The organism is Candidatus Ichthyocystis hellenicum, assembly GCF_001460935.1.
GTDB lineage: Bacteria > Pseudomonadota > Gammaproteobacteria > Burkholderiales > 2013Ark19i > Ichthyocystis > Ichthyocystis hellenicum.
This window is the reverse complement of record NZ_LN906597.1, coordinates 844477-867251: the sequence shown is the minus strand read 5'-3', so window position 1 is coordinate 867251 and position 22775 is coordinate 844477. Positions and strand designations below refer to the sequence as shown.

14 protein-coding genes and 2 tRNA genes are annotated in these 22775 nt (G+C 40.2%); 5 read left to right on the top strand and 11 right to left on the bottom strand.

The genetic code is table 11. The features are described 5' to 3' along the window. Position 1: 1 nt before the first annotated feature. Positions 2 to 1078 (bottom strand): endolytic transglycosylase MltG, encoded by a 1077-nt coding sequence (mltG, locus tag Arg41_RS04020; protein WP_092343239.1) that lies wholly within the window; start codon positions 1076 to 1078, stop codon positions 2 to 4. Between mltG and ygfZ the strand changes: the two genes are divergently transcribed. Further along, on the top strand, positions 1052 to 1930 hold the full coding sequence (ygfZ, locus tag Arg41_RS04015) for a CAF17-like 4Fe-4S cluster assembly/insertion protein YgfZ (protein WP_092343238.1): 879 nt from the start codon (positions 1052 to 1054) through the stop codon (positions 1928 to 1930). The two genes, mltG and ygfZ, sit on opposite strands and share 27 nt — an antisense overlap. Here ygfZ and typA read toward each other — a convergent pair. After that, positions 1927 to 3747, bottom strand: coding sequence for a translational GTPase TypA (gene typA / locus Arg41_RS04010; RefSeq protein ID WP_092343237.1), 1821 nt, complete (start codon positions 3745 to 3747; stop codon positions 1927 to 1929). The genes ygfZ and typA overlap by 4 nt on opposite strands. A 595-nt stretch (positions 3748 to 4342) precedes the next feature. Here typA and Arg41_RS04005 point away from each other — a divergent pair. After that, a complete protein-coding gene (locus tag Arg41_RS04005) occupies positions 4343 to 6208 on the top strand; it encodes a hypothetical protein (RefSeq protein WP_092343236.1) in 1866 nt (621 codons plus the stop codon). A gap of 181 nt (positions 6209 to 6389) precedes the next feature. Here the strand turns inward: Arg41_RS04005 and radA are convergent, their stop codons facing one another. Further along, entirely contained in the window at positions 6390 to 7751 is a 1362-nt protein-coding gene (radA, locus tag Arg41_RS04000) for a DNA repair protein RadA (RefSeq protein WP_092343235.1), read from the bottom strand. Between the two features lie 164 nt (positions 7752 to 7915). Between radA and Arg41_RS03995 the strand changes: the two genes are divergently transcribed. The 3 genes from Arg41_RS03995 (at position 7916) to mfd (ending at position 14132) form a co-directional block, all read left to right on the top strand. Beyond that, a complete protein-coding gene (locus Arg41_RS03995; protein ID WP_242641396.1) occupies positions 7916 to 9307 on the top strand; it encodes an alanine/glycine:cation symporter family protein in 1392 nt (463 codons plus the stop codon). Positions 9308 to 9452: 145 nt separating this feature from the next. Continuing rightward, complete coding sequence (lplT, locus tag Arg41_RS03990) at positions 9453 to 10688, top strand: lysophospholipid transporter LplT (protein WP_092343234.1); 1236 nt, start codon at positions 9453 to 9455, stop codon at positions 10686 to 10688. 27 nt (positions 10689 to 10715) lie between these two features. Further along, positions 10716 to 14132: a transcription-repair coupling factor gene (mfd, locus tag Arg41_RS03985; RefSeq protein WP_092343233.1), complete on the top strand. Its 3417-nt coding sequence runs from the start codon at positions 10716 to 10718 to the stop codon at positions 14130 to 14132. Between the two features lie 3 nt (positions 14133 to 14135). On the opposite strand, the gene Arg41_RS03980 is transcribed toward mfd, so the two are convergent. The 8 genes from Arg41_RS03980 to Arg41_RS03945 form a co-directional block, all read right to left on the bottom strand. Then, positions 14136 to 16067 carry a peptidylprolyl isomerase gene (locus tag Arg41_RS03980; RefSeq protein ID WP_092343232.1) on the bottom strand — a complete coding sequence of 644 codons (1932 nt, stop codon included), beginning with the start codon at positions 16065 to 16067 and terminating at the stop codon, positions 14136 to 14138. A gap of 38 nt (positions 16068 to 16105) precedes the next feature. After that, positions 16106 to 16182: transfer RNA gene (locus Arg41_RS03975), tRNA-Asp, on the bottom strand. A gap of 19 nt (positions 16183 to 16201) precedes the next feature. Next, positions 16202 to 16277: transfer RNA gene (locus Arg41_RS03970), tRNA-Val, on the bottom strand. A 46-nt stretch (positions 16278 to 16323) separates the two neighbouring features. Next, on the bottom strand, positions 16324 to 16596 hold the full coding sequence (locus Arg41_RS03965) for an HU family DNA-binding protein (protein WP_092343231.1): 273 nt from the start codon (positions 16594 to 16596) through the stop codon (positions 16324 to 16326). A 175-nt stretch (positions 16597 to 16771) separates the two neighbouring features. Continuing rightward, a complete protein-coding gene (gene lon, locus Arg41_RS03960; protein ID WP_278183680.1) occupies positions 16772 to 19156 on the bottom strand; it encodes an endopeptidase La in 2385 nt (794 codons plus the stop codon). 146 nt (positions 19157 to 19302) lie between these two features. Further along, the gene (gene clpX, locus Arg41_RS03955) at positions 19303 to 20628 is read right to left on the bottom strand and encodes an ATP-dependent Clp protease ATP-binding subunit ClpX (RefSeq protein WP_092343230.1); all 1326 of its coding nucleotides are present in this window, start codon (positions 20626 to 20628) and stop codon (positions 19303 to 19305) included. 12 nt (positions 20629 to 20640) lie between these two features. Next, on the bottom strand, positions 20641 to 21264 hold the full coding sequence (gene clpP, locus Arg41_RS03950) for an ATP-dependent Clp endopeptidase proteolytic subunit ClpP (protein WP_278183668.1): 624 nt from the start codon (positions 21262 to 21264) through the stop codon (positions 20641 to 20643). Between the two features lie 84 nt (positions 21265 to 21348). Beyond that, complete coding sequence (locus Arg41_RS03945) at positions 21349 to 22755, bottom strand: trigger factor (RefSeq protein WP_242641434.1); 1407 nt, start codon at positions 22753 to 22755, stop codon at positions 21349 to 21351. Positions 22756 to 22775: the final 20 nt, after the last annotated feature.

Genomic DNA, 22775 nt, shown 5'->3' with positions numbered 1-22775 from the left:
ATTAGGTAACATGACCTCTTCCAGGCAAGAATCTATGAACAGCCTTGTTGTGCTGCAGTAGAGAATGAGAAAAATAACTAGATCCATCACCCTTAGCAACGAAATAATAGTAACTGGTTTTGTTTGGATGCGCAGCAGATATCAATGACGATTCACTCGGAAAACAAATTGGAGTAGGAGGAACCCCTCGGCGTCGGTACGTATTATGTGGATGGACGTTGGATAAATCATGAGCTGTAGGTTGTTCACTGTTAGTACAACGACCATCATAACAAACACTTGAATCACTCTGTAAAAACATCTTGCTTCTTAGGCGATTGTAAAAAACACTAGCAACCTGGAATCTTTCATTTGGAAGCTTAACCTCCTTCTCAATTAAAGAAGCTACAGTCAAAAGTTCATAAGGCCGACTTAATGGAACAGCATCACGATCTCTGTCCATCCAAATATCGTTCAGCTTCTTTAACATTACCTTATAGGCAAGTTGCAACAAGTAAAGATCATCCTCTCCAGGAGCATACCAATAAGTATCAGGAAATAATAACCCATCTAAGGATTGGTGTTCATTATCACCCAAAGCTAGCAAAATTTCCTTATCAGTCATCTGCTGTATCCTATGATTGACATCATAAACATCATCCAGTTTTTTTCTAATAACGTTCCAGCTACTTCCTTCCAAAATAGTAAATTGACTCAATCTAGATTTACCGCGACAAATTCTTTCAACCAGGGAGTAAACAGAATCTCTATAAACCAAATCGTAGTAGCCAGCATAAAAAAAATACTTAGAACAATGAAATTGCACCGTAATTCTCCACACCCAAAAAGGTGCTGCCAATCCTTCTTGATCAGCCTGTTTAGCAATCTGACGAAGAGTCATGGACTTTCTTATCAGCAGAGAATGACCGACAATGTTATCTGGTATTGGGTAAAAAGAAAAAAAACAGTATGTCAGTAAAAAAAAAATGACTAAACTAATCCCAATAAAACCTACAGAACAAACTAACACAATACCTAATTTAGGCAAACTAATCACCCTTAGGAGAAACTGATGACAGATTTTATTGATATTTCTCATGAAAACACCAAAAAAGTACCACTAAATGAATTTTCTCACATTTTTGCTACTGGACCTGATGCAATCCAGTTCCTTCACAACCAATTTACCAATGACCTCCTGGGATTAATGCCCAATCGGTGGCAACTATCGTCCTGGTGTAATCACAAAGGACGAATAAAAACAATAATGTGGATATGGAAAGATAACATAGGAGTGCATATGATTATGCCACAACTTATGGAAAAAACTTTCTTAGACGATATCAAAAGATATATTCTACGCGCAAAAATTACCATTGAACCAATGGCGGGTTCACGCTTAACAGCAATTATCGGACCACGTAATAAAAGTATTAAAACAAATAGCTGGGAAATAAGCGGAAATGATATCGTACTGTATTACAACGAAACCGGTACCCTACACATTTCTCCTGATGATCACGAACCTAGACCAGACCTACCGTATAATACCATCGGCATTTGGAACGATCACCTTTGGCAATGCGGATACGTATGGATCCACCCCTCAACATACGAAAAGGTAATTCCTCAGTCCGTTGGACTAAAGTCTGGAAGAGGACTTAGTTTCGAAAAAGGATGCTACCCAGGACAAGAAGTAATAGCACGCACACACTACAAAGGACAGTCCAAAAGAAGCCTCTATCAATGCCACATAATATCCGAAGAAAACATACTAATTGGCACTCAGATACTGTCAGTACAAGATGAAGCAGGAACAGTCATGGGATCCAGCCGCATAAACGGAGATCGCACACAGAAACTGCTATGTGTACTCATTGACGAAAAAGTCAACACGGGAGGATTATCAATAAGAGAAGATGCACTAACGGTAATTAAGCGCATATCCTAAGGACCAACACTTCTTGCATATCGGCGACGATCAGATTCAGAAAGGTGCCTTTTGCGCAAACGAATTTTCTTAGGGGTGACTTCCACCAACTCATCTTCCGCAATGAAAGCAATCGCAGCTTCAAGCGACAATTCTATAGGGGGCACCAAGTCTATATGATCATCCTTACCATCAGCACGCGTATTAGTCAATTTCTTTTCACGTATAGGATTAACAACCAGATCATTTTCTCTGCTATGAATACCAATTATCATCCCCTCATAGACTGGCTCACCTGGATCTATGAACAAACGCCCGCGCTCTTGTAGTTTCCACAGCGAGTACGCTACGGCAACACCCTGCTCCTGTGAAATAATAACTCCCTGGGTACGAGAAACGATCTCATTGGAAACTGACGGAGCATAATCGTCAAAAACGTGGCTCATTACTCCAGTGCCACGGGTCAAATTTAAAAACTCACTCTGAAATCCGATCAAACCACGAGCAGGCATGCGATACTCCAGCCTCAATCTATCATCCTCCACTACTATCAACTCAACAAGCTCGCCGCCACGCAAACCTAAAGCCTGAATAACTGCCCCTTGGCTTTTGCTATCAATCTCTAATGTAAGCCGCTCAAACGGCTCATGCCAAACTGAATCAACTTCCTTACGAATAACTTGAGGGCGACCTACCGCCATCTCATATCCTTCCCTCCTCATATTCTCAAGCAAAATTGACAAGTGCAACTCCCCACGACCACAAACCTCAAAAACATCTGAATTAGGGGTTTCGTGGACCTGCAAAGCTACATTAGTTAAACACTCCCGTTGCAGACGCTCACGAATTTGGCGAGATGTCAGAAACTTACCCTCTTTTCCAGCAAAAGGAGACGAATTAACCAGAAAAGAAATTCGAAGAGTAGGTTCATCAACAGACAAAATAGGAAGCGGATCAACTACTTCTTGGCTACAAATAGTAGCACCGATCGTTAGAACTTCCACCCCCTCAATCTGCACGATATCACCGGCAAAAGCTTCCTCAAGTTGGACTCTATCCAATCCACGGAAACCATATATAGCAGAGATAGTTGTTTTAAATCGCTCTCCGTCTCGGTTACAAACAACTACGCGATCACCTGTTCTCAAAGAACCGCGATGGATACGACCTATTCCTATACGACCTACATAACTAGAATAATCCAGTGCAGAAATCTGCAACTGTAGTGGGGCATCAATATCGGCAATGGGCGGAGAAACTTGGTCAATAATGGCATCAAACAGGGGAATCATGGACTCTCTATCATCCCCGATATCAACCACAGACCAACCATAAAGAGCAGAAGCATAGATAACAGAAAAATCCAGCTGATCCTCAGTTGCGCCCAATCTGTCAAATAAATCAAATACTTGATCAACAGCGCGATCAGGATTAGCATAATCGCGATCAACCTTGTTGACAACAACAATAGGCTTCAATCCAAGCATTAACGCTTTTTTTGTTACAAAACGAGTCTGTGGCATAGGTCCATCAACTGCATCAACTACCAGCAGAGCACCATCAACCATAGACAACACTCTTTCAACCTCGCCACCAAAGTCAGCATGCCCAGGAGTATCAATTATATTTATGTGAATTCCCTTGTAATCAACGGCAGTATTCTTTGCAAGAATAGTAATTCCCCTCTCCCGCTCCAAATCGTTAGAATCCATAACACGTTCAGCAATCTGCTGATGGGCTTCAAAAGTACCAGATTGCTGTAATAGCTTATCTACCAAGGTAGTTTTTCCATGATCAACGTGTGCAATAATGGCAATGTTACGTACAGGACGCTGCATAAATTAACAATCTTTCAACCAACGAGGAAATGAGATTATACATAACGGGAAAAAATTATATAGTCAAGAATAAGCAACAATTATACAATTCGGGCGGCAACAGGCGGAATAACCTCTACATGCGAACAATAACAATAATGCGCAAGGTTGTAAATTACCACATAGTTAATTAGATACTAGCAATAAAGACCAGCAATACTCACTAGGATCCGTTATTTATGATTTTTACCCAAAGTTTCTCTTATCCTAGGTGCTATTATAATACATATGGATATATTGGGGGTTCAAATGTGATTTTGATTAAGACATCAACTTGTAATTTTATATTTATATACCACGCAAAAGTTTCACAAAAGAAAATTTTATTCAGATAAAAATAAACACTTCTAGAAAAAATTATTTACTAATTTGAGCCGATATTACGTAAATTAATGGGTAGCTACATTTCAATTTAATGATATGAGATTATTTTAAAAATAACCATAAAATCCAGACCTTTTTCGTTTTTCAAGTACAGATAAATATGGTATCAATGTGGGGATATGTTGCGGTCTTTGTTCTATGGTAATAATTACGATGATTATGGAGAAAATTTGTGATCCACAATAAGGCATTTGAACCGATGACCAACGATGCCAACGTATTAGATCTCACCGATCAACAGGCAAGAAATTATGGTTCAGGTAACATAATCGTACAAACGAATCCTATTCCATCTAGCAAGACAGACCAATGCAACGACAGTGTTGCTGATTTAATTGGGGAATCATATAAATTATTGTATGACTATCACTGCGATGACACATTAAGTGCCCAACCGACGCCATCAAGCTCAAATGAAAAGGGCTTTGATACAACTGCAAATGGTGATAATTCGCCACTGCTGAAGTTGCCCACACAAAGCAGAACCCCAAAAGAGATGTTGCAATCAATATGTAATGAGACCCCATGTAAGAAAATGAGAATCTCCTATAGAGAAAATAATCTTTGTACGGGTACAGTACCAATGATTACAGATGGAACGACCTATGACAAAGATAATGAACCTAGCTCAAGTTCTTGTATAAAGTTATTAAAATATTCAGATAGCGTTGAAAGTAGCAAAGTCAGTGACCTCTCCAAAATTAATACCCCACACCTGAGAGACTGTCTTCATATGCGAACAAATATTACTAAAGAACTCACGTCTACTAAAAACGGAACACAACCATCAACTGCATCTAGTAAATTGAGCGGTGATAAGTATGAAAATTTAGAAAAGTATCTAGAAGAGTGTTTGAAAAATCGACTTGAAAAAAGTAAGGTTGGGATAGGATTGTCTACTTTTTTTAAAGGAGAAAAACGTCCTTCCAGTAAACCACCATCGTTACAAAATAAGAAACTTGAGTCAATGCGATCATCACCCGTTGATGACCCAAACAGCGACACAATACCCATCATTGAGCCGATCAGGTTATTTATGCGTTGCATTAACAAAACCCTCAAAAAGCTCTCCGTAGAGATACCGCTCTACACTCATTCCAGTAATAGTTGCAGTTATGGTGAAACATTACAAAAACTTAGGAATTACGTGCAAAATAGATACAGTACTAGTGCTTCACAAATGTCTCACTGCTTACTAAGTGTGATGGACGACGCCATTTATTCGACATTAAGATCATCAGGTAAATTATTCCTATTGCCATTATTGTTGACTAACAATGATCCAAGCTACTCTATGCTAATTGATAAAAACTTAATGAAGGCTGTACGCAACAAGATAAATGCCAAATCTAAAGCATGCATAAATTCGAGCAAGTTTGAATTTGATGACTGCAATTTGCCCAGCTGTTATAATATAAATGTAGAAAATGTAGCAACGAACGAAATAATAAGTAGCGCAAAAAATATGGCAAAGTTCATGACAAACCCTGATTTCATAGGAAAGCTACTTTTAAGAAATTGCCTGGGAATGGTAATGTCCTTCAACTCTTGTAGGGAGATAACTCGTCTAACGGAGCTATCGCTATTGAATGTTGAGAAGTTTGTCTATTCGCTCCCAGAAACTAAAGCGCTCGTGTGCTACGTACGGGAACAAAAGTCTTATATGAACGAAAGTACTAAAAGCGCAAGTTCCTACAAATATGAAGACCGCAGTGAATTCTTGGCACGACAGTGGTCAATAATAGACAGAATAGTAGCTACCGCAACTGAAGAAGTTAAAAATTTTGTCAATCCTATTAGTAACTGCAGTATAAACTCACTATGGAAATATCTCTTGACAGAAGGATTGCTGTTACCTGAAGGAAATGATTTTGTCCGATCATTCATGGATGAAGATAAAGATAAAGTATTATCGGCACTAAAAGAGCACCTACTCATGGCTTCTGAAAATCACATAAAAAAAACAGTATCACAAGTCAGGCAGAACGCATTCGAAGAACCAACGCAGAGAGTAGACCAGCCACTCCTATATCAATAAAACCAACTTCAACCAACGACTATATTGCCTGATAATACATCAGCGATTGTCACCAATAATCGGTGGCAATACGTAACAAAAATATCATTATAAAAGGCCGTCATCATAAAATGAATTAGTTTTAATTTGCCACCTATTGAGAAGTACAGCAAAAATCATACTCGTTTTACAACAAACATATCTACGGTAAAACAATTGATAGAGCTTGACGAACAGAACATACTGGATGAACTCGTAGTCCCTGTATATTTTGCTTAGGAGCATTGGCATGGGGAATAATTGCCTCCTTGAATCCTAGCTTAGCAGCTTCACGAAGACGATCTTGTCCTCGAGGCGCGGCACGAACTTCCCCAGTTAACCCAACTTCACCAAAAACAACTAATGACGGTGGCAAAACGTGATTACGAATAGATGAAAAAATAGACAATAAAATAGCCAAATCTGCTGCCGGCTCTATCACTCTAACTCCACCAACTGCGCTAACAAAAACATCCTGTTCTGCAAAAAATACACCGGCGTGACGAGCCAAAACCGCCATCAACATCGACAATCTATGATTATCAACACCCAATGTTAATCGCTTAGGCGCAGTTCCATAGGATTTATTAACCAAGGCCTGAATCTCTACCAAAAGTGGCCTAGTTGCCTCTTGCATAACCATAACTGATGTTCCTGAAACAGGATCATCTCTCTGTGACAAGAATAACGCCGAAGGATTACTTACCCCCTTCAGTCCATTTTCTGTCATAGCAAAAACACCAATCTCATTAACAGGACCAAAACGATTTTTGAAAGATCTAACCAAACGAAAGTTAGAATGGTTATCACCTTCAAAATAAAGAACAGTATCGACAATATGCTCTAGAACTCTCGGTCCAGCTATAGAGCCATCCTTGGTAACATGCCCTATCATTATCACAGAAACATTGTTTTTTTTAGCGTACCTAACTAAGTGATAGGCACATTCCCTAACCTGCGACACTGAACCAGGAACAGAACTTATATGATTCATAAACATAGTCTGGATTGAATCAACTACTATGATTTGTGGATTTGGATTTATATAACCAACAGTAGAAATAATTACATCCAAATCGGTCTCAGCCAGCAAATCCATATCATGGCTCTTAAGGTTTAATCTTTTCGCTCTAAGTGCAACTTGATCGGTTGATTCTTCACCAGTAACGTACAAAACAGGTCTATCTGGAACCATGTAAGACAATACCTGCAATAGTAATGTGGATTTACCTATACCGGGATCACCTCCTATTAGAACAACCCCACCGGGAACAATACCCCCCCCCAAAACGCGATCAAATTCATCCCAACCTACCAGCCAACGTGGAACATCAGCTATTTCAACATCTGATAATCGACAAATCTTTTGCTGCATAGCAGAATTAGACGTTGAAAGGCGTCCATCGATAGTAGTAATCAACTCTACTAAGGAATTCCATTCCCCACAAGATGAACACTTACCTTGCCAATAATGTGCAATTGCAGCACAATTTTGACATTGATATGTTATTTTCTTTTTCTTCATACACTAATGGGGGTACAATGGGAGAGTATACGTTCGATTAGATACATGATTAGAACACAACCAAGTATGTATGGTAGTCGTATACACCAAGTTTAAAAAAACAATAATTGTTGCAATACATATTAACACTATACTAGTAACTCGTTAAAAAGGGGGTAATTTTAGTGCAACCACTAGTCAACTACGTTGGTATAGTTCACGATTTTTTTTGGGGAGCTCCCATGATTATCCTGTTCTTGGGAACAGGACTGGCGCTACAAATAAACCTCAAGTTTATGCCAATTAAGTCAATATACAATGGATTTAGGGCCATATTCCACAGTTGGAGAAACTCTGGTAGCTCAAAAAATCCTGGTCAAATAAGCAGTTATGCTGCACTAATGACGGGTCTAGCCTCAACAGTTGGAACTGGGAACATAGTAGGAGTAGCAAGTGCTATTGCCATTGGAGGGCCTGGGAGCGTTTTTTGGATGTGGTGCACTGCCATTACTGGGATTGCTACCAAATACGCTGAGGTGTTCCTGTCTGTGAGATTTAGAAGACACAAGGATGGAGAGTTTTTCGGTGGCCCTATGTACGTAATTCTTGATGGAATGGGAAAAAAATGGCGGTGGCTGGCAACAATGTTTGCTGTTTTTACCATTATATCTGGGCTTGGAACTGGAACAATGACACAGATCAACAGCATTTCAGATGCCATGTGGCAAACATTCGCAGTTCCGCACTTAGCATCTGGTGCGATAGCAGCAGTATTAATTGGATTTATAACAATGGGAGGAATAAAACGAATAGGTAAAGTTGCCCATTATTTGGTTCCATGGATGTGCGTTTCTTACGTAGGAATGGGGTTGTTTATCCTACTAACCCACTTCCGAGAAGTGCCATCAGCATTTTGTCTTATTTTCAAACACGCTTTCCATCCGACAGCAGCCATTGGTGGATTTGCTGGATCCTCCATTATGAACTCTATTCGCTACGGTATTGCCAGAGGAGTTTTCTGTAACGAGGCTGGAACTGGTACGGCTGCAATAGCCCAAGCAGCCGGAAAAACAGATGATGCCGTTAACTCTGGAATGATAGGAATGATGGGGGTATTTATAGACACGATGTTCATCTGCACAATAACAGCCTTGGTAGTAATAGTAACTGGAACTTGGACTTCGGGAAATATTGGGATACAGCTCTTCAGCAATGCGGTAGAACAATCTATGCATGAGTATGGAGTATATCTACTTGATGCTGAAATTATTGTATTTGCCTTCACAACCATTTTAGCTTGGAGCTATTACACCGAACGTGCGTGGGTATTCCTATTCAGTGGTAAATCAATTTTTGTATTACAGATCATGACCATCGGAGTACTACTACTAGGAAGCGTAAGCCATATAAAAATTGTTTGGCTGTTTTCTGACCTAACAAACGCTCTAATGGCGATCCCGAATATAATATCGATAGTGTTTTTTATCCCTCTCATTCGTAGAGTAACTAACGATTATCTATCTGCGGATAAAAAAGAACAACATGTTAGCACCAATGCTCCTTCGTGTTCACCATAATATCCACCTTGAGAACAGCTAGTGCTCACAAAAACCAATTATGCTAAGCTGCTATTGTGTAGCATGGCTGTAATTGGTCTTGTGGGTTTAATATTTTCGCTGACAGGCTGTTATCATTGGATACTATAGGGATTTGAACACCATCATGGGATATGCATTTTACTTTTTAATGATTACGCAGTTCCTTTCTTCTCTTGCTGATAATGCAATCATGCTGGTGATTATAGATTTATTTCGCGTAACCGAATCTCCGGAATGGGTAACACCATTGCTCAAGTTCTTTTTTGTTGCCCCTTACGTACTACTAGCATCTTGGATTGGACCGATATCGGACAAAGTATATAAAAATCAGCTTATGCTAGCCACCAGCGGAATAAAAGCAACCGGGTGCGTAGTTCTATTCTATCTTTTGGCTAGCAGCAACAGCAACAGCTGGCAACTGGTACTTCTGTCATATACCATCATTGGTGTAGGTGCAGCATGTTATTCACCAGCCAAGTACGGCATTATCGCTGAACTAGTGGGAGAAGACCTATTGGTTAAGGCAAACGCTTGGGTAGAAACACTTACCGTAGCATCAATAATACTGGGGTCTATTTCTGGTGGAATATTGGTATCCAAAAATTTTTCTGAATACTTCCTGGTGAAGTCTGTAGCAAGCAAACTTAGTGGCACAAACAGTGCAGCACAAGTTGCCACAGTAATAATGTTTTGTGTCTACCTATTGTCAATGGCATTTAACTTGTTTATCCCCAAAACAGTCAGTTCTTGTCACAAAAATGGTGATCTGAAACAAACCACTAGTTACTTCGAAAGCGTCAAAACTCTTTGGAAGGATCGGCTAGGAAGACTGTCTCTGTCAATAACAACGCTATTTTGGGGTGTTGGCGCTATTCTACAGTTTCTCCTAATTCTTTGGGGTGAAAAGAACTTGAACTTCTCAATTTCTCAAACTGCGTACCTACAGTCAGTATTTGCGATTGGTATAGGAATAGGGTCTGTAATATCATCCAAAGTAGTAACTCTTAAAAAAATTGATAAAATAACTTTTGTTGGATTTATTGCCAGCATTCTTATGTGTCTATTAGTACTAATAAAGTCTGTAATAATTGCTATTCCTTATTTAATAGTTATTGGCGCAGTAGTAGGATTCTTCATCGTTCCTATGAATGCACTTTTGCAAGCTAGAGGTTACTTACTAACTGGATCAGGAAAATCTATAGCAATACAAAATATGTGTGAAAATATAGGAGTGTTAGTAATGTTGGCAGTGTATAGCACCTTATTACACTGGAACGTATCTGTGTCGTCCATTATAATACTCATCGGGTTATCTACTTCTTCTGTAGTTCTATCGCTGATGAAGAAAAACGCCTCCTAATCTAACGCAAATCACGGATATTTTGTAATGAAGAGCCAATCCAACCTTCTGGATAAACATTGCCTTCCGGGCGTGGATAGTTATCAAATCAGCAAATTGGATAAAAAGCTCCTCATTGTAACCGAGAAGGTGGAAGATTCTAGACGTCTGCTTCATGAAATTAAATTTTACTTCCCCTCAAAGACGGTTCACATTCTACCTGATTGGGAAACATTACCATATGAGCGTTTTTCTCCTCATCAAGATTTAGTATCCGAACGTCTTGAAGCACTGTGGTTGCTACATCAAAACCAGGTAGACATTATAATTACCCCTGTAACAACTGCTATACAGAGATTAATACCCATAGAGTACATGGCAAGCCGTACGTTTATTTTCAAAGCTGGAGAAAATAACTCTTACGAAAGAATAAAAAAGCAAATAACTGAGTCTGGATACAACGCGGTCAGCCAAGTATATCGTTGTGGTGAGTTCAGTATAAGAGGAAGCATAGTTGACCTATTTCCAATGGGCTCAGAAATACCATATCGCCTTGATTTTTTTGATGATAAATTAGACAGTATAAGATCTTTCGATGTTGACACGCAAAAAAGCATTGAATCAGTTACTAATATCCGAATATTACCCGCTCGAGAAATACCTACAGATGAAAAAGGAATTCAGTGCTTTCGCAAAAAATTTCGTTCCATATTACCCGGGGAGCATTATAACCTTACACTTTACAAAGATGTCTCAAATGGTATTTTCCCTGCAGGAGTTGAGTATTATCTTCCTCTTTTTCATGACAAGCTAAACTTACTTACAGACTACTTGTCCGAAGACACAACCATTATCCGTCATGGTGATCTCAACGCAGGCATAGAAAAATTTTGGGAGACACTTCACGATCGCTATCGCACGCTTAACTATGACCCTAGCTTCCCTCTACTTTCACCAGAACATATCTATATTACTTCCGAAGAGTTTTTTATATCTGCTCAATCGCGAAACAACATAAGGATATCGGTTAGCGAAGATGACAACAGCAATAGTTTGTTCAAAACTGCCCCTCTGGTTGCAATAAATAGCAAAAACCCAGAACCACTACTACATCTAAAAAAAACCTGTAAGGATTTTTCAGAAAAAATTATTATCGTATGCGAATCGGTAGGTCGTAGGGGGGTTTTACTTGATTTACTGTCACAAAACTCGATGCCATTACCAGTTGTTGTTTCCTCTTTTTGCGAAGCAGTAACAAGTAACCACAAATTTGTAATCTTAGTTGGTAATCTGTCACGTGGATGGCTTCTGCCCAATCAGTTTATGGTAATAACAGAGCTTGAGCTATTTCCTAGCATGGGCAAACGATGGAACAAAAGGAGAAAAACTTCCGAGTGGGAATTTTGGATTAAGGATCTTTCTGAGCTTAAAATAGGTCAACCAGTAGTCCACAGACAACATGGTGTTGGTAGGTATCATGGCCTGGAAACTATGGTATTTGATGATAATCCCGCAGAATTCGTCAGACTTCATTATGCTGATGATGACAAACTATTTGTTCCTATATCTGAATTAAACCTTCTGTCACGCTACACTGGATCTGACAGTGATAAAGCCCCTCTTAACAAACTTGGCAATTCATCCCAATGGGAAAAGACTTGTGCAAAAGCTAGAGAAAAAGCCCATGATACGGCTGTAGAATTATTAGAGATATATAGTCGTCGCAAAGAAAAAAAGGGATCATCTCTAACCTGTTCGCAGGAAGATTATGAAAAATTTTGTGAGGAATTTGATTTTGAAGAAACACATGACCAGCTAGATGCAACTAAATCGGTAATAGAAGACCTGAAAAAAGACGAACCCATGGACAGAGTCATCTGCGGTGATGTTGGGTTTGGAAAAACAGAGGTTGCATTACGAGCTGCATTTATAGCGACTATGTCTGGTAAACAAGTAGCCTTACTGTGCCCAACAACATTACTGGCTAATCAGCACTATCGAGTTTTTTCATCTAGATTTTCCCAATGGCCTATAAAAATCGCAGAGTTATCACGATTTCGATCAAATACTGAAGTCACTAAAGATATTAGTAAAATCAGTGATGGCTCTATAGATATTGTTATTGGAACACACAGGCTGTTGCAAAAGGATGTTTCTTTTTGTCGTTTGGGTTTAGTAATAATTGACGAAGAACACCGTTTCGGTGTGCGCCAGAAGGAAGTTATAAAAGAGTGGCGTGCAGACACAGACATGCTATCTATGACTGCAACTCCAATCCCCAGGACTTTATCTCTCTGCTTAGACGGTATCAGGTCATTTTCCATTATTAGCACGCCACCGCAACGACGTCTTGCTATTAAAACCATCATCTCTCCTGACAGCAAAGCTATGATTAAAGAAGCAATACTTCGCGAGCTTAAAAGAAGTGGACAAGTATATTTCCTCTACAACGAAGTAAGTACCATCAATAATAAGCGATTGTGGTTGCAGGAGTTGGTGCCGGAAGCTCGTATAGCAGTAGCACATGGACAAATGCCAAGCGGTGAGCTTGAGCATATAATGCGTGATTTTTCCATGCATCGCTACAATATTTTGCTTTGCACAACAATCATTGAAAATGGTATCGATAACCCAAATGCCAACACTATCATTATTCATCGTGCCGATAAATTCGGTCTTGCCCAGTTGCATCAAATACGAGGTAGAGTTGGTCGCTCACATCACCAAGCTTATGCCTATCTTATAATACCTAATGAGGAATCTTTGCTCACCCCTGATGCTCAGAAGCGACTGAATGCTATCAGATCAGCAGATGATTTAGGTGCAGGATTTTTTCTAGCCCGTCATGATCTTGAAATTCGTGGAGCTGGAGAATTGCTTGGAGAAGCACAATCAGGAGAAATGCACCAAGTAGGATTTGATCTATTCACTGAAATGTTACAAGACACGGTAAAAAAACTTAGCGCATCAAAAAGCGACGGCGATACCAATTGCAATCAAAGAGTTAATAGCAAAATTCATTGCTACAAACCAATATTGCTGCCTCACTCCTACTGTCCGGATGTTGGAATACGCCTAGGTTTATACAAGCGACTATCTGATTGCCAAAAAAAAGATGACATAGATGAAATTAGGATGGAAATTATAGATCGCTTTGGACCCCTGCCAGAAGCAACGGAACGCCTAATATTAATGCATAAACTAAGAATAGATGGGAATTCTATTGGTATTTGTGAGATCAACATAAAACCGCAAAAAGCAGTGATACAAATTTCTGACCCACCACTAGTGGATGGTTGGAGCATATTGAACAGTATAAAAACCGTACCCTCAATGAAAATATTAAAAAACAATTCTCTTAGCTTTGAGTGGTCTGGAACCATAGCCGACGCTGCCAAAACCATAACAACATTCATAGCAACGGTGCACAAAAACAATTCGGAACTGAGTCATACCAATAAATAAAGGTTAAATGTCGTCTTTGGAATTTTTCCAAAAAGCAGGATACTTAAACCTCAACCGATAATGATCCAAAAGATAACCATTCAACATAGCAACCTCTACCCTCGATTGAGTAGCACTAGCCACGGAATAAGACTTTTCCCTATCTTTTTCTGTTGGATGGTGACTAATTCTATCAACAACTTTATATATACGATAACCGCTACTAAATCTTACTGGTCCTAAAATATCACCTTTCTTGGCCCCAATAATTTTTATATAAGTATCATACGGCAACCCATAAGAATATGAAGAATCAGAGACAAACACACTAGAAGGAGCAGACCAAACATCGGATGAAGAGAAAGAATTTTTTTTGTCAGACAATTTATTAATCAACATCAGAGATTTTTTCTCTGCTCTGTCGAGAGATATTTCATTAACCAAACGATCAACAATCATGCTCTTAGAGTCTTCTAATTCCCTATTGTGCTTAGGCACATAATCCAAAACACGGGCAACAACCCAGCGGTGATCAGCAAGTGGAACTACTTCGCTGTTACGATGATGACGCAAACCATCGTCTGAAAGCAGGTCAGAAATTAATCGATCACTTTTAAAAAGGGGATTTTTTTTCAATTCCTCCTCAGTAATAAGATCCGTATGATGGAGTTTAAGTTTCCAGTGTTGTGCAACAGTATGCAACTCGTCGACATTGGACTCAACCATATCAATAAAAGACGATAGGTTGTCGCGAACAAAAGACTCCGCCTTTTGCTTGCGCAAGATATTATCAATTCTAACCGATACCGTATCAAAAGAATCCACACGCCGCGGCTCCATATCTGCTAAGAACAATATATGAAACCCTTGTGCAGTTTCAATAAGTGCAGATGAGCGATGCCCAACTTTAAGCTTCTTCAACTCTTTAGACAAATCTGAGGGTAAATCTGCGTCTGATAAAAACCCTATATCCCCACCTCTCTCCGAAGAAGATCTATCATCTGAGAACAGCTTAGCCATTTCTTTGAAATGGGATAATGATGGAGTCAATCCAACACGAGAGGAAATATATTTAGCGTGATCATGTACGCGACCACGATCAGCAACAGAAGAATTTTTAGGAACAGCAATCAGAATATGAAACCCATGGTACCTAGCTGGGTACACAAACAATGACGAGTAGTTGGAATCGTAATATTTTCTTTTTTCTTGTTGGGAAACAACAACATTTGCATAATCCGGTCCCCAAATTAGGTACTCCAATCTAAATCTCTCAGGTTCAACAAAAAGATCTTTATTAGCAGGATCATTGTAAAACGAAATAACCTGCTCGTCGGTAGGACGAATCTTAGATCTCAACTTATCTTCTACCGTAATATCTTTATGGGCTATTTTTATCTCTTCCACCTGATTGGAAACAATCTGATCTTGAACGTCGTGAGACAAAATAACCTGGCCTACAGTATCCAAAACAGTGCTAAGTGCCATATCAGAGCGAAACTGACTTTCAAACTGACCAACGGTAAGGGCATGGGTAACAAGAAACCGATCGTACAACTTCCTAGAAAAATTTCCCTTATCATCCCAAAAAATCGGCAATCTAAGTATAGCTTTGGCCAAAAAAACATCGCTAACCGTCAAATTGTAATCAAAAATCCAACGGCGAAACGCCAATTCTTTAAGCACTTGCAAGAAAAAAACCCCGCGAACTTCAGGATTATCCATTGTCCCAGGATGATAATCTTTGCCTAAATCACGACGCATCTGCAACTGTCGCCGCTGATAGAGATTATCAAAATAGTCGCGTGTTAAACTTTCACCGCCCAAAATGACAACGCCCTCACTCTTTCCTCCAAATGAGAAGTAAGAAGAAACCCCCCAGAAGGAAAATGCAATTGCGACAAATGCCAACGACACAGTAACTAACCTGCGATTACGATAAACAAAATCAAACATGAAAAACTAACTAGAAAAGTGACACAAGAATCAATGCTTGGCGGAGCGGACGGGACTCGAACCCGCGACCCCCGGCGTGACAGGCCAGTATTCTAACCAACTGAACTACCGCTCCACTCTAGACAAATGACTTTTGGTGGGTGCTAACGGAGTCGAACCGCTGACATTCGCCTTGTAAGAGCGACGCTCTACCAACTGAGCTAAGCACCCCAAATATCGTGGATATTATACCAATCATCGACAAGAAAGCGAACAACTAATTTATAGCATCCTTCAATGCTTTTCCTGGACGAAACTTAGGAACCTTAGCTGATTTAATCTTTATCGTCTCTCCAGTTCTAGGATTACGCCCTGTACGAGCAGCACGTTTCCCCACAGAAAACGTACCAAAACCTACAAGAGTAACAGTACCACCCTTCTTGAGAGTGGTTCTTATCGACAACAACAAAGCCTCCAAGGCCCTACCAGCAGCAACTTTTGATACTTCTGCTTCTGCAGCAATGACATCTATAAGTTCTGACTTATTCACAATATCCCCCTAGGACGTTTTTATCATTAAGCTATTTCAGTTTTATAAAGGCGCCGAAAAATTATGTCAAGAATATCGACTCATAAGACACACTTATTAAAAAACAACAGCGGAGAGTAACAACGCCACAACCAAAAGTGTGTCAATTATGCAAAAAACAACTGACGAATAGCACTTAATTGTAGTGTTTTACTATAGTCTGATGAGGTGTTTCTGATGGCAAAGGCACGGATAGGGACTCAGGCTTAGCTGCCAAAACCTTATCTTGGAGAGGAACAGGCATCGTCTCAAGAGTCAAAGACAACACATGGTCCATTGATTTAACCAGTATAATTTCAATGTCACTCTTAATTTCCTTAGAAATATCAACAATATCCCTAATATTTTCCTCAGGAACGAGAACTCTCTTTATGCCCCCACGATGGGCAGCTAACAATTTTTCTTTTAATCCACCAATCTTCAATACCCTCCCACACAGCGTAACCTCCCCAGTCATAGCTACATTGCAGAGCACAGGAATCTTAGTTGCTGCGGAAATCATGGAAACAACAATAGCAATACCAGCTGAAGGACCGTCCTTAGGGGTAGCTCCCTCGGGAAAGTGTACGTGAAAGTCATACTTCTCAAAAAATCCATCCTCAATGCCCATATGACGGGCACGAGCACGAACCAAGGAACGAGCAGCCTCAACTGACTCCTTCATTACATCGCCAAGAGATCCAGTCCGTAAAATATTACCCTTTCCAGGATAAACCAAACACTCGATGGTCAAAATATCACCGCCAAATTCTGTCCAAGCCAAACCAGCAACTTGACCAATACGATTCTCATTGTTAGCAACACCGTATAAATATTTCCTCGGACCCAGATATTTTTCCAAATTGCGAGGCATGACCAAAAATTTACTACCCTTTTTTTCTAATATGGATCTAGTAACCTTACGACAAACCTTGGAAATACTGCGATCTAAGTTCCTTACACCAGCCTCACGAGTATAGTAGCGAATTATGTCTTGCAAAGCAGAAACAGAAATAGAAACCTCTTTATCCTCTAAGCCATTGGCTTTAAGCTGCTTCGGAAACAGATATTTACGAGCTATGTTGAGCTTCTCTTCCTCGGTATAGCTAGACAAATATACAACCTCCATACGGTCTAACAACGCCGATGGCATGTTTAAGGAATTAGCTGTAGCTATGAAAATAACCTCGGATAAATCGTAACCAACTTCAATGTAATGATCCACAAAAGAACGATTCTGCTCTGGATCTAGAACCTCCAGCAAAGCAGAAGACGGATCTCCGCGATAATCCATTGCTATTTTATCAATTTCATCCAGTAGAAATAAAGGGTTAGCAACACCAACTCTCGACATATTCTGCAGGATCTTGCCCGGCATAGAACCAATATAGGTACGCCTATGACCGCGAATTTCTGCTTCATCGCGAACACCACCCAAAGCCATACGAACAAACTTACGTCGCATGGCACGAGCAATGGACTGAGCCAAAGAAGTCTTTCCAACCCCCGGGGGGCCAACAAAACAAAGAACTGGAGCCTTAGACTTACTAACTCGCTGATGCACAGCAAGATATTCTAAAACCCGCTCTTTAACCTTATCCAAACCATAATGATCTTCATCTAGCATCTTTTCAGCTAGCTTCAAATCAGTATTAGTAGGACTCCTCTTCTTCCAAGGTAAGGCAACAACAGCTTCAATATAATTCCTTACTACCGTTGCTTCAGCAGACATAGGACTCATCAAGCGCAATTTCTTAAGCTCAGACAAAACCTTTTCAGATGCCTCTTTTGGCATGCGAGACGCATTAATTTTTCTCTCAATTTCTTCAAAATCAACACAATCCTCTTCACCTAACTCCTTCTGAATAGCCTTAACCTGTTCATTTAAATAATATTCACGCTGACTCTTTTCCATCTGGCGCTTTACACGTCCGCGGATACGCTTCTCAATCTGCAAAATATCCAACTCTACCTCAAGCTGGCTTAAAAGAAAGGCAACTCGATCGCAAACATCATTAAGTTCCAAAATTTTCTGTTTACTAGCAATCTTTAAAGGCAAATGAACAGTGATAGCATCCGCCAACCGACCGACATCAGTCAAATTAGACAACGAAGACAACACCTCCGGCGGAATTTTCTTGTTGAGCTTAACATAGGCCTCGAATTGCTCCATAACTGTACGCCGCATTGCCTCAACTTCAACATCACCAACATTGACAAGCTCAAGTCGCTCCACTTCTGCCACATAACAGCCGTCTACTTCCTCAACGGAACAAACCCGCACACGATGCGACCCCTCCACCAAAACTTTCACCGTGCCATCTGGAAGCTTAAGAACTTGTAAAATATTGGCTACACAACCAACATCATACAAATCATCTACCTGAGGATCATCCTTGTGTGCCAATTTCTGAGCCACAAGCAATATAGAACCAGAATCACGGTCTATGACCATCTCTAGGGCTTTGATAGAACGCAATCTACCAACGAACAAAGGAATAACCATGTACGGAGATACAACAACATCTCTTAATGGAAGCAACGGCAAAGAAGCTGGAGAAACAAAATCTTGTGATGCCGACTGCTCACTATCACCTTGATCATCTTCGCTATCTTGCACAAAATCCTCTGACACATCTCCCTCTCTTTCAAAAGTACATACAAAAAAACAAACAGATATAGAACTATCTAATTTGCAACTGTAGACTTTTCAGAATTATCCTGGACCGTAGCATCAGATTCCTTAGAATCATCTTGACGGTAAACTAAAACAGGTGAAACAGAGTCAACCACCTGCGGCTTATCAACAACTACCTTCTCAAGATTATCCAAATCAGGCAAATCAAACATAGCATCCAGAAGAATACCCTCTAGAATAGAGCGCAATCCTCGCGCACCTATCTTCAACTTTTCTGCCTTTTCCGCAATACCTTCCAAAGCGGAGTCAGTAATCTCAAGTTCAACACCTTCCAACGAAAACAACTTGTGATATTGTTTTACTAGTGCATTTTTAGGAACCGTCAAAATACGAATCAACGCATCCCTATCTAAGTTGTCCAAGGTAACAATCACTGGCAATCGCCCAATAAACTCTGGGATGAGACCAAACTTAACCAAGTCCTGGGATTCAACTTTCTGCAATACCTCAGATGAAGACGGACCCAACTTACCGTCCTTGCTACGTACATGAGCTAAAAATCCTATTCCGGCATGCTCAAGACGCTCAGATACCGTTTTTTCTAAACCATCAAAAGAACCACCACAAATAAAAAGTATGTTAGTTGTATTAACATGTATGAACTCTTGGTTCGGATGCTTCCGACCACCGTGTGGTGGAACCGATGCAACCGTACCTTCTATCAACTTCAACAACCCCTGCTGCACGCCCTCACCAGAAACATCTCTCGTAATTGACGGATTATCAGCACGGCGAGAAATCTTATCAATCTCATCAACGTAAATAATACCCTGTTCAGCCTTCTCAGCATTGTAATCACACTGCTGCAGAAGTTTCTGAATCACATTCTCGACATCTTCACCAACATAACCGGCTTCCGTTAGAGTAGTAGCATCAGCAATAGCAAAAGGAACATTTAAAATACGCGCCAAAGTCTGAGCCAATAGCGTTTTTCCAGAACCGGTGGGCCCAATCAACAAAATATTAGACTTAGCTATTTCTACATCATCAGAACCGGAAGAATAACGCAAGCGCTTGTAGTGATTATAAACAGCCACGGAAAGAACCTTCTTTGACCTTTCCTGACCAACAACGTAAAGATCGAGAAAGTCCTTAATTTTCCTAGGAGTAGGCAAAGAATTATCTTCAACAAAAATTCCTCCCCCTTCCTGATCGTTTCCAGACGCCAAACCATCACGAACGATACCACTGCAGAGAGCAATACACTCATCACATATAAAAACAGAAGGACCGGCAATTAGCCTCCTAACAACATCCTGATCCTTACCACAAAATGAACAACACATAGGTTGTTGATCACTCGTTTCCTTCGACATACAGCGCCCCTTTCATGCCTCTTCCCCTGTACGCCGCAAGAGGATCTTATCAACTATGCCATAATCCTTAGCTTCATCAGCAGACATAAAAAAATCACGATCAGTGTCCCCTTTGATTACTTCTATGTCCCGCTTTGTATGCTCAGAAAGTATGCGATTCAAGCGTTCCTTAAGGTAAAGTATCTCTTTTGCATGAATCTCTATATCAGAAGCTTGACCTTGAAAACCACCCAGCGGCTGATGAATCATAACTCTAGCATTAGGTAAACAAATCCTCTTACCGGAAGCACCTGCTGCTAAGAGGAAAGCACCCATACTGGCAGCTTGCCCCGTACACAAAGTACTCACATCAGGTTTAACAAATTGCATGGTGTCATAAATAGCCATACCAGCAGTGACACTGCCGCCGGGAGAATTAATATAAAGAAAAATATCCTTATCAGGATTCTCTGATTCTAGAAACAATAACTGCGCCACAACCAAATTAGCGCTCATAGCATCAATAGGACCAACTAGAAAAACAACTCTCTCTTTCAGTAATCTGGAGTAGATATCATATGCCCGTTCCCCTCTACCTGTCTGCTCTATAACCATAGGCACGTAATTCAAGCTTCTAATTTGATTCTCATCAGACACAAGTTGCATAAAACCCTCAAATATTTTCCCGTTTTACCACAAAGTGTCCGCAATCCTCAGGACACAACCCCAAACTCCTCAGATTCAGCTACACAACGTAACAACTTCTATGCGGTTACGCCAATCCAAATTTGGCTCAGCTGAAGATTCGATCCTTAATAATTCTTCAAAATCAAGAACGTGCTTAGAAACGTGGCATCGCTCAGAAAGCCAAGAAACTATTTTTCTCATCAATATAGACATACGAACAAAATCGACCAAAGAACCTATTTTTTTCTTATCGTTAAAGAGATGCTTAGATGCATTAAACTCCATCTCTTTCTTAACCGCAGCATCCAATTCTTCCTCAGAAACCTTAAAATCACCGTTCTTTACAAGCAAAACCGTCATTACTTCGCGAAAACTAATATATTTAACAAAAACGGGGTCTAAAACATCCTCATTATCATTTCGCTCCATTATCCGGGAAACAGCTCCCAACCGACGAGCAGCGAAATGATTCTGCTGCAAATGAGACAAATAGTTCTTGCATACACTCTGCTTGATTGAATCAGGAATTTGAATACTAACCTTCTCCATAAGCCCAGAAAAAAAAGACAACTCGGTCCACTGAGCCAACATTTTTTCGGCATGAAAAGATAAGAGTTCAGAAATTTCCTCCCTCATCTCCTCCTCATGATGGTCCATAGGCAAACCCAACCTCTCAAAAAAGAAACGATCCACCTCCGGCAAATCAACATACTTAACGTCTTCCACACGAACATCAACTCGAACGGGAACCCCAGCAGGAACACCATTCCATAAAACAGGAGAAGTCCAGTTAAAAACAAGCACATCATCCTTCTCTGCACCTAATAACATGGATTGCAAATGCTGATCAGCTTCCTTGATACTAACAGCCACTGATAACGGTTTTTCAACTTCGGTATCGGACTCATAATCCCTAAAACAAACCTTACCATTGATGAAAACACAATCATCAACAGTAGCTGGACCCTCTTTGGCTACAAAATCGGCCATACCTTTGCGCAGACGCATCACAGCAGTATCAACATCACCCGGTTGGACCTCACACGTATAAACAGTACCTGCAACCTCAGTCCAATTCTGGAACACCAATTCCGGAAAAATCTCAATTTTCACTGAAAAAGTCCATCCACTCCCAGGTGTATGTGATGATACATCGGCAGATATAAGCTGACACATGAGCCAAGACTCACTGTCCAATTTTTGACGAAGTTTATGATTAAAAAAAGAACGCATAACCTCCTGTAACACAGAACTTTGATGCTTTTTTGCCACCATCTTCAATGGAACTTTACCAGGACGAAACCCGGGCCATTTAGATGTTTTTGCAATTCTCTCAAGTTCCCCTTGTACAGCTGGAAAGACTACATTCTCTTCCAAGAAAAGATCAAATGAACGCTGAAGAAGTAAAGACGCGCCACCGCTGACCTTGCCCTCCTCCGTACAATCATCTCCCTGAAGCATTTGACTCACAAAACACCTCT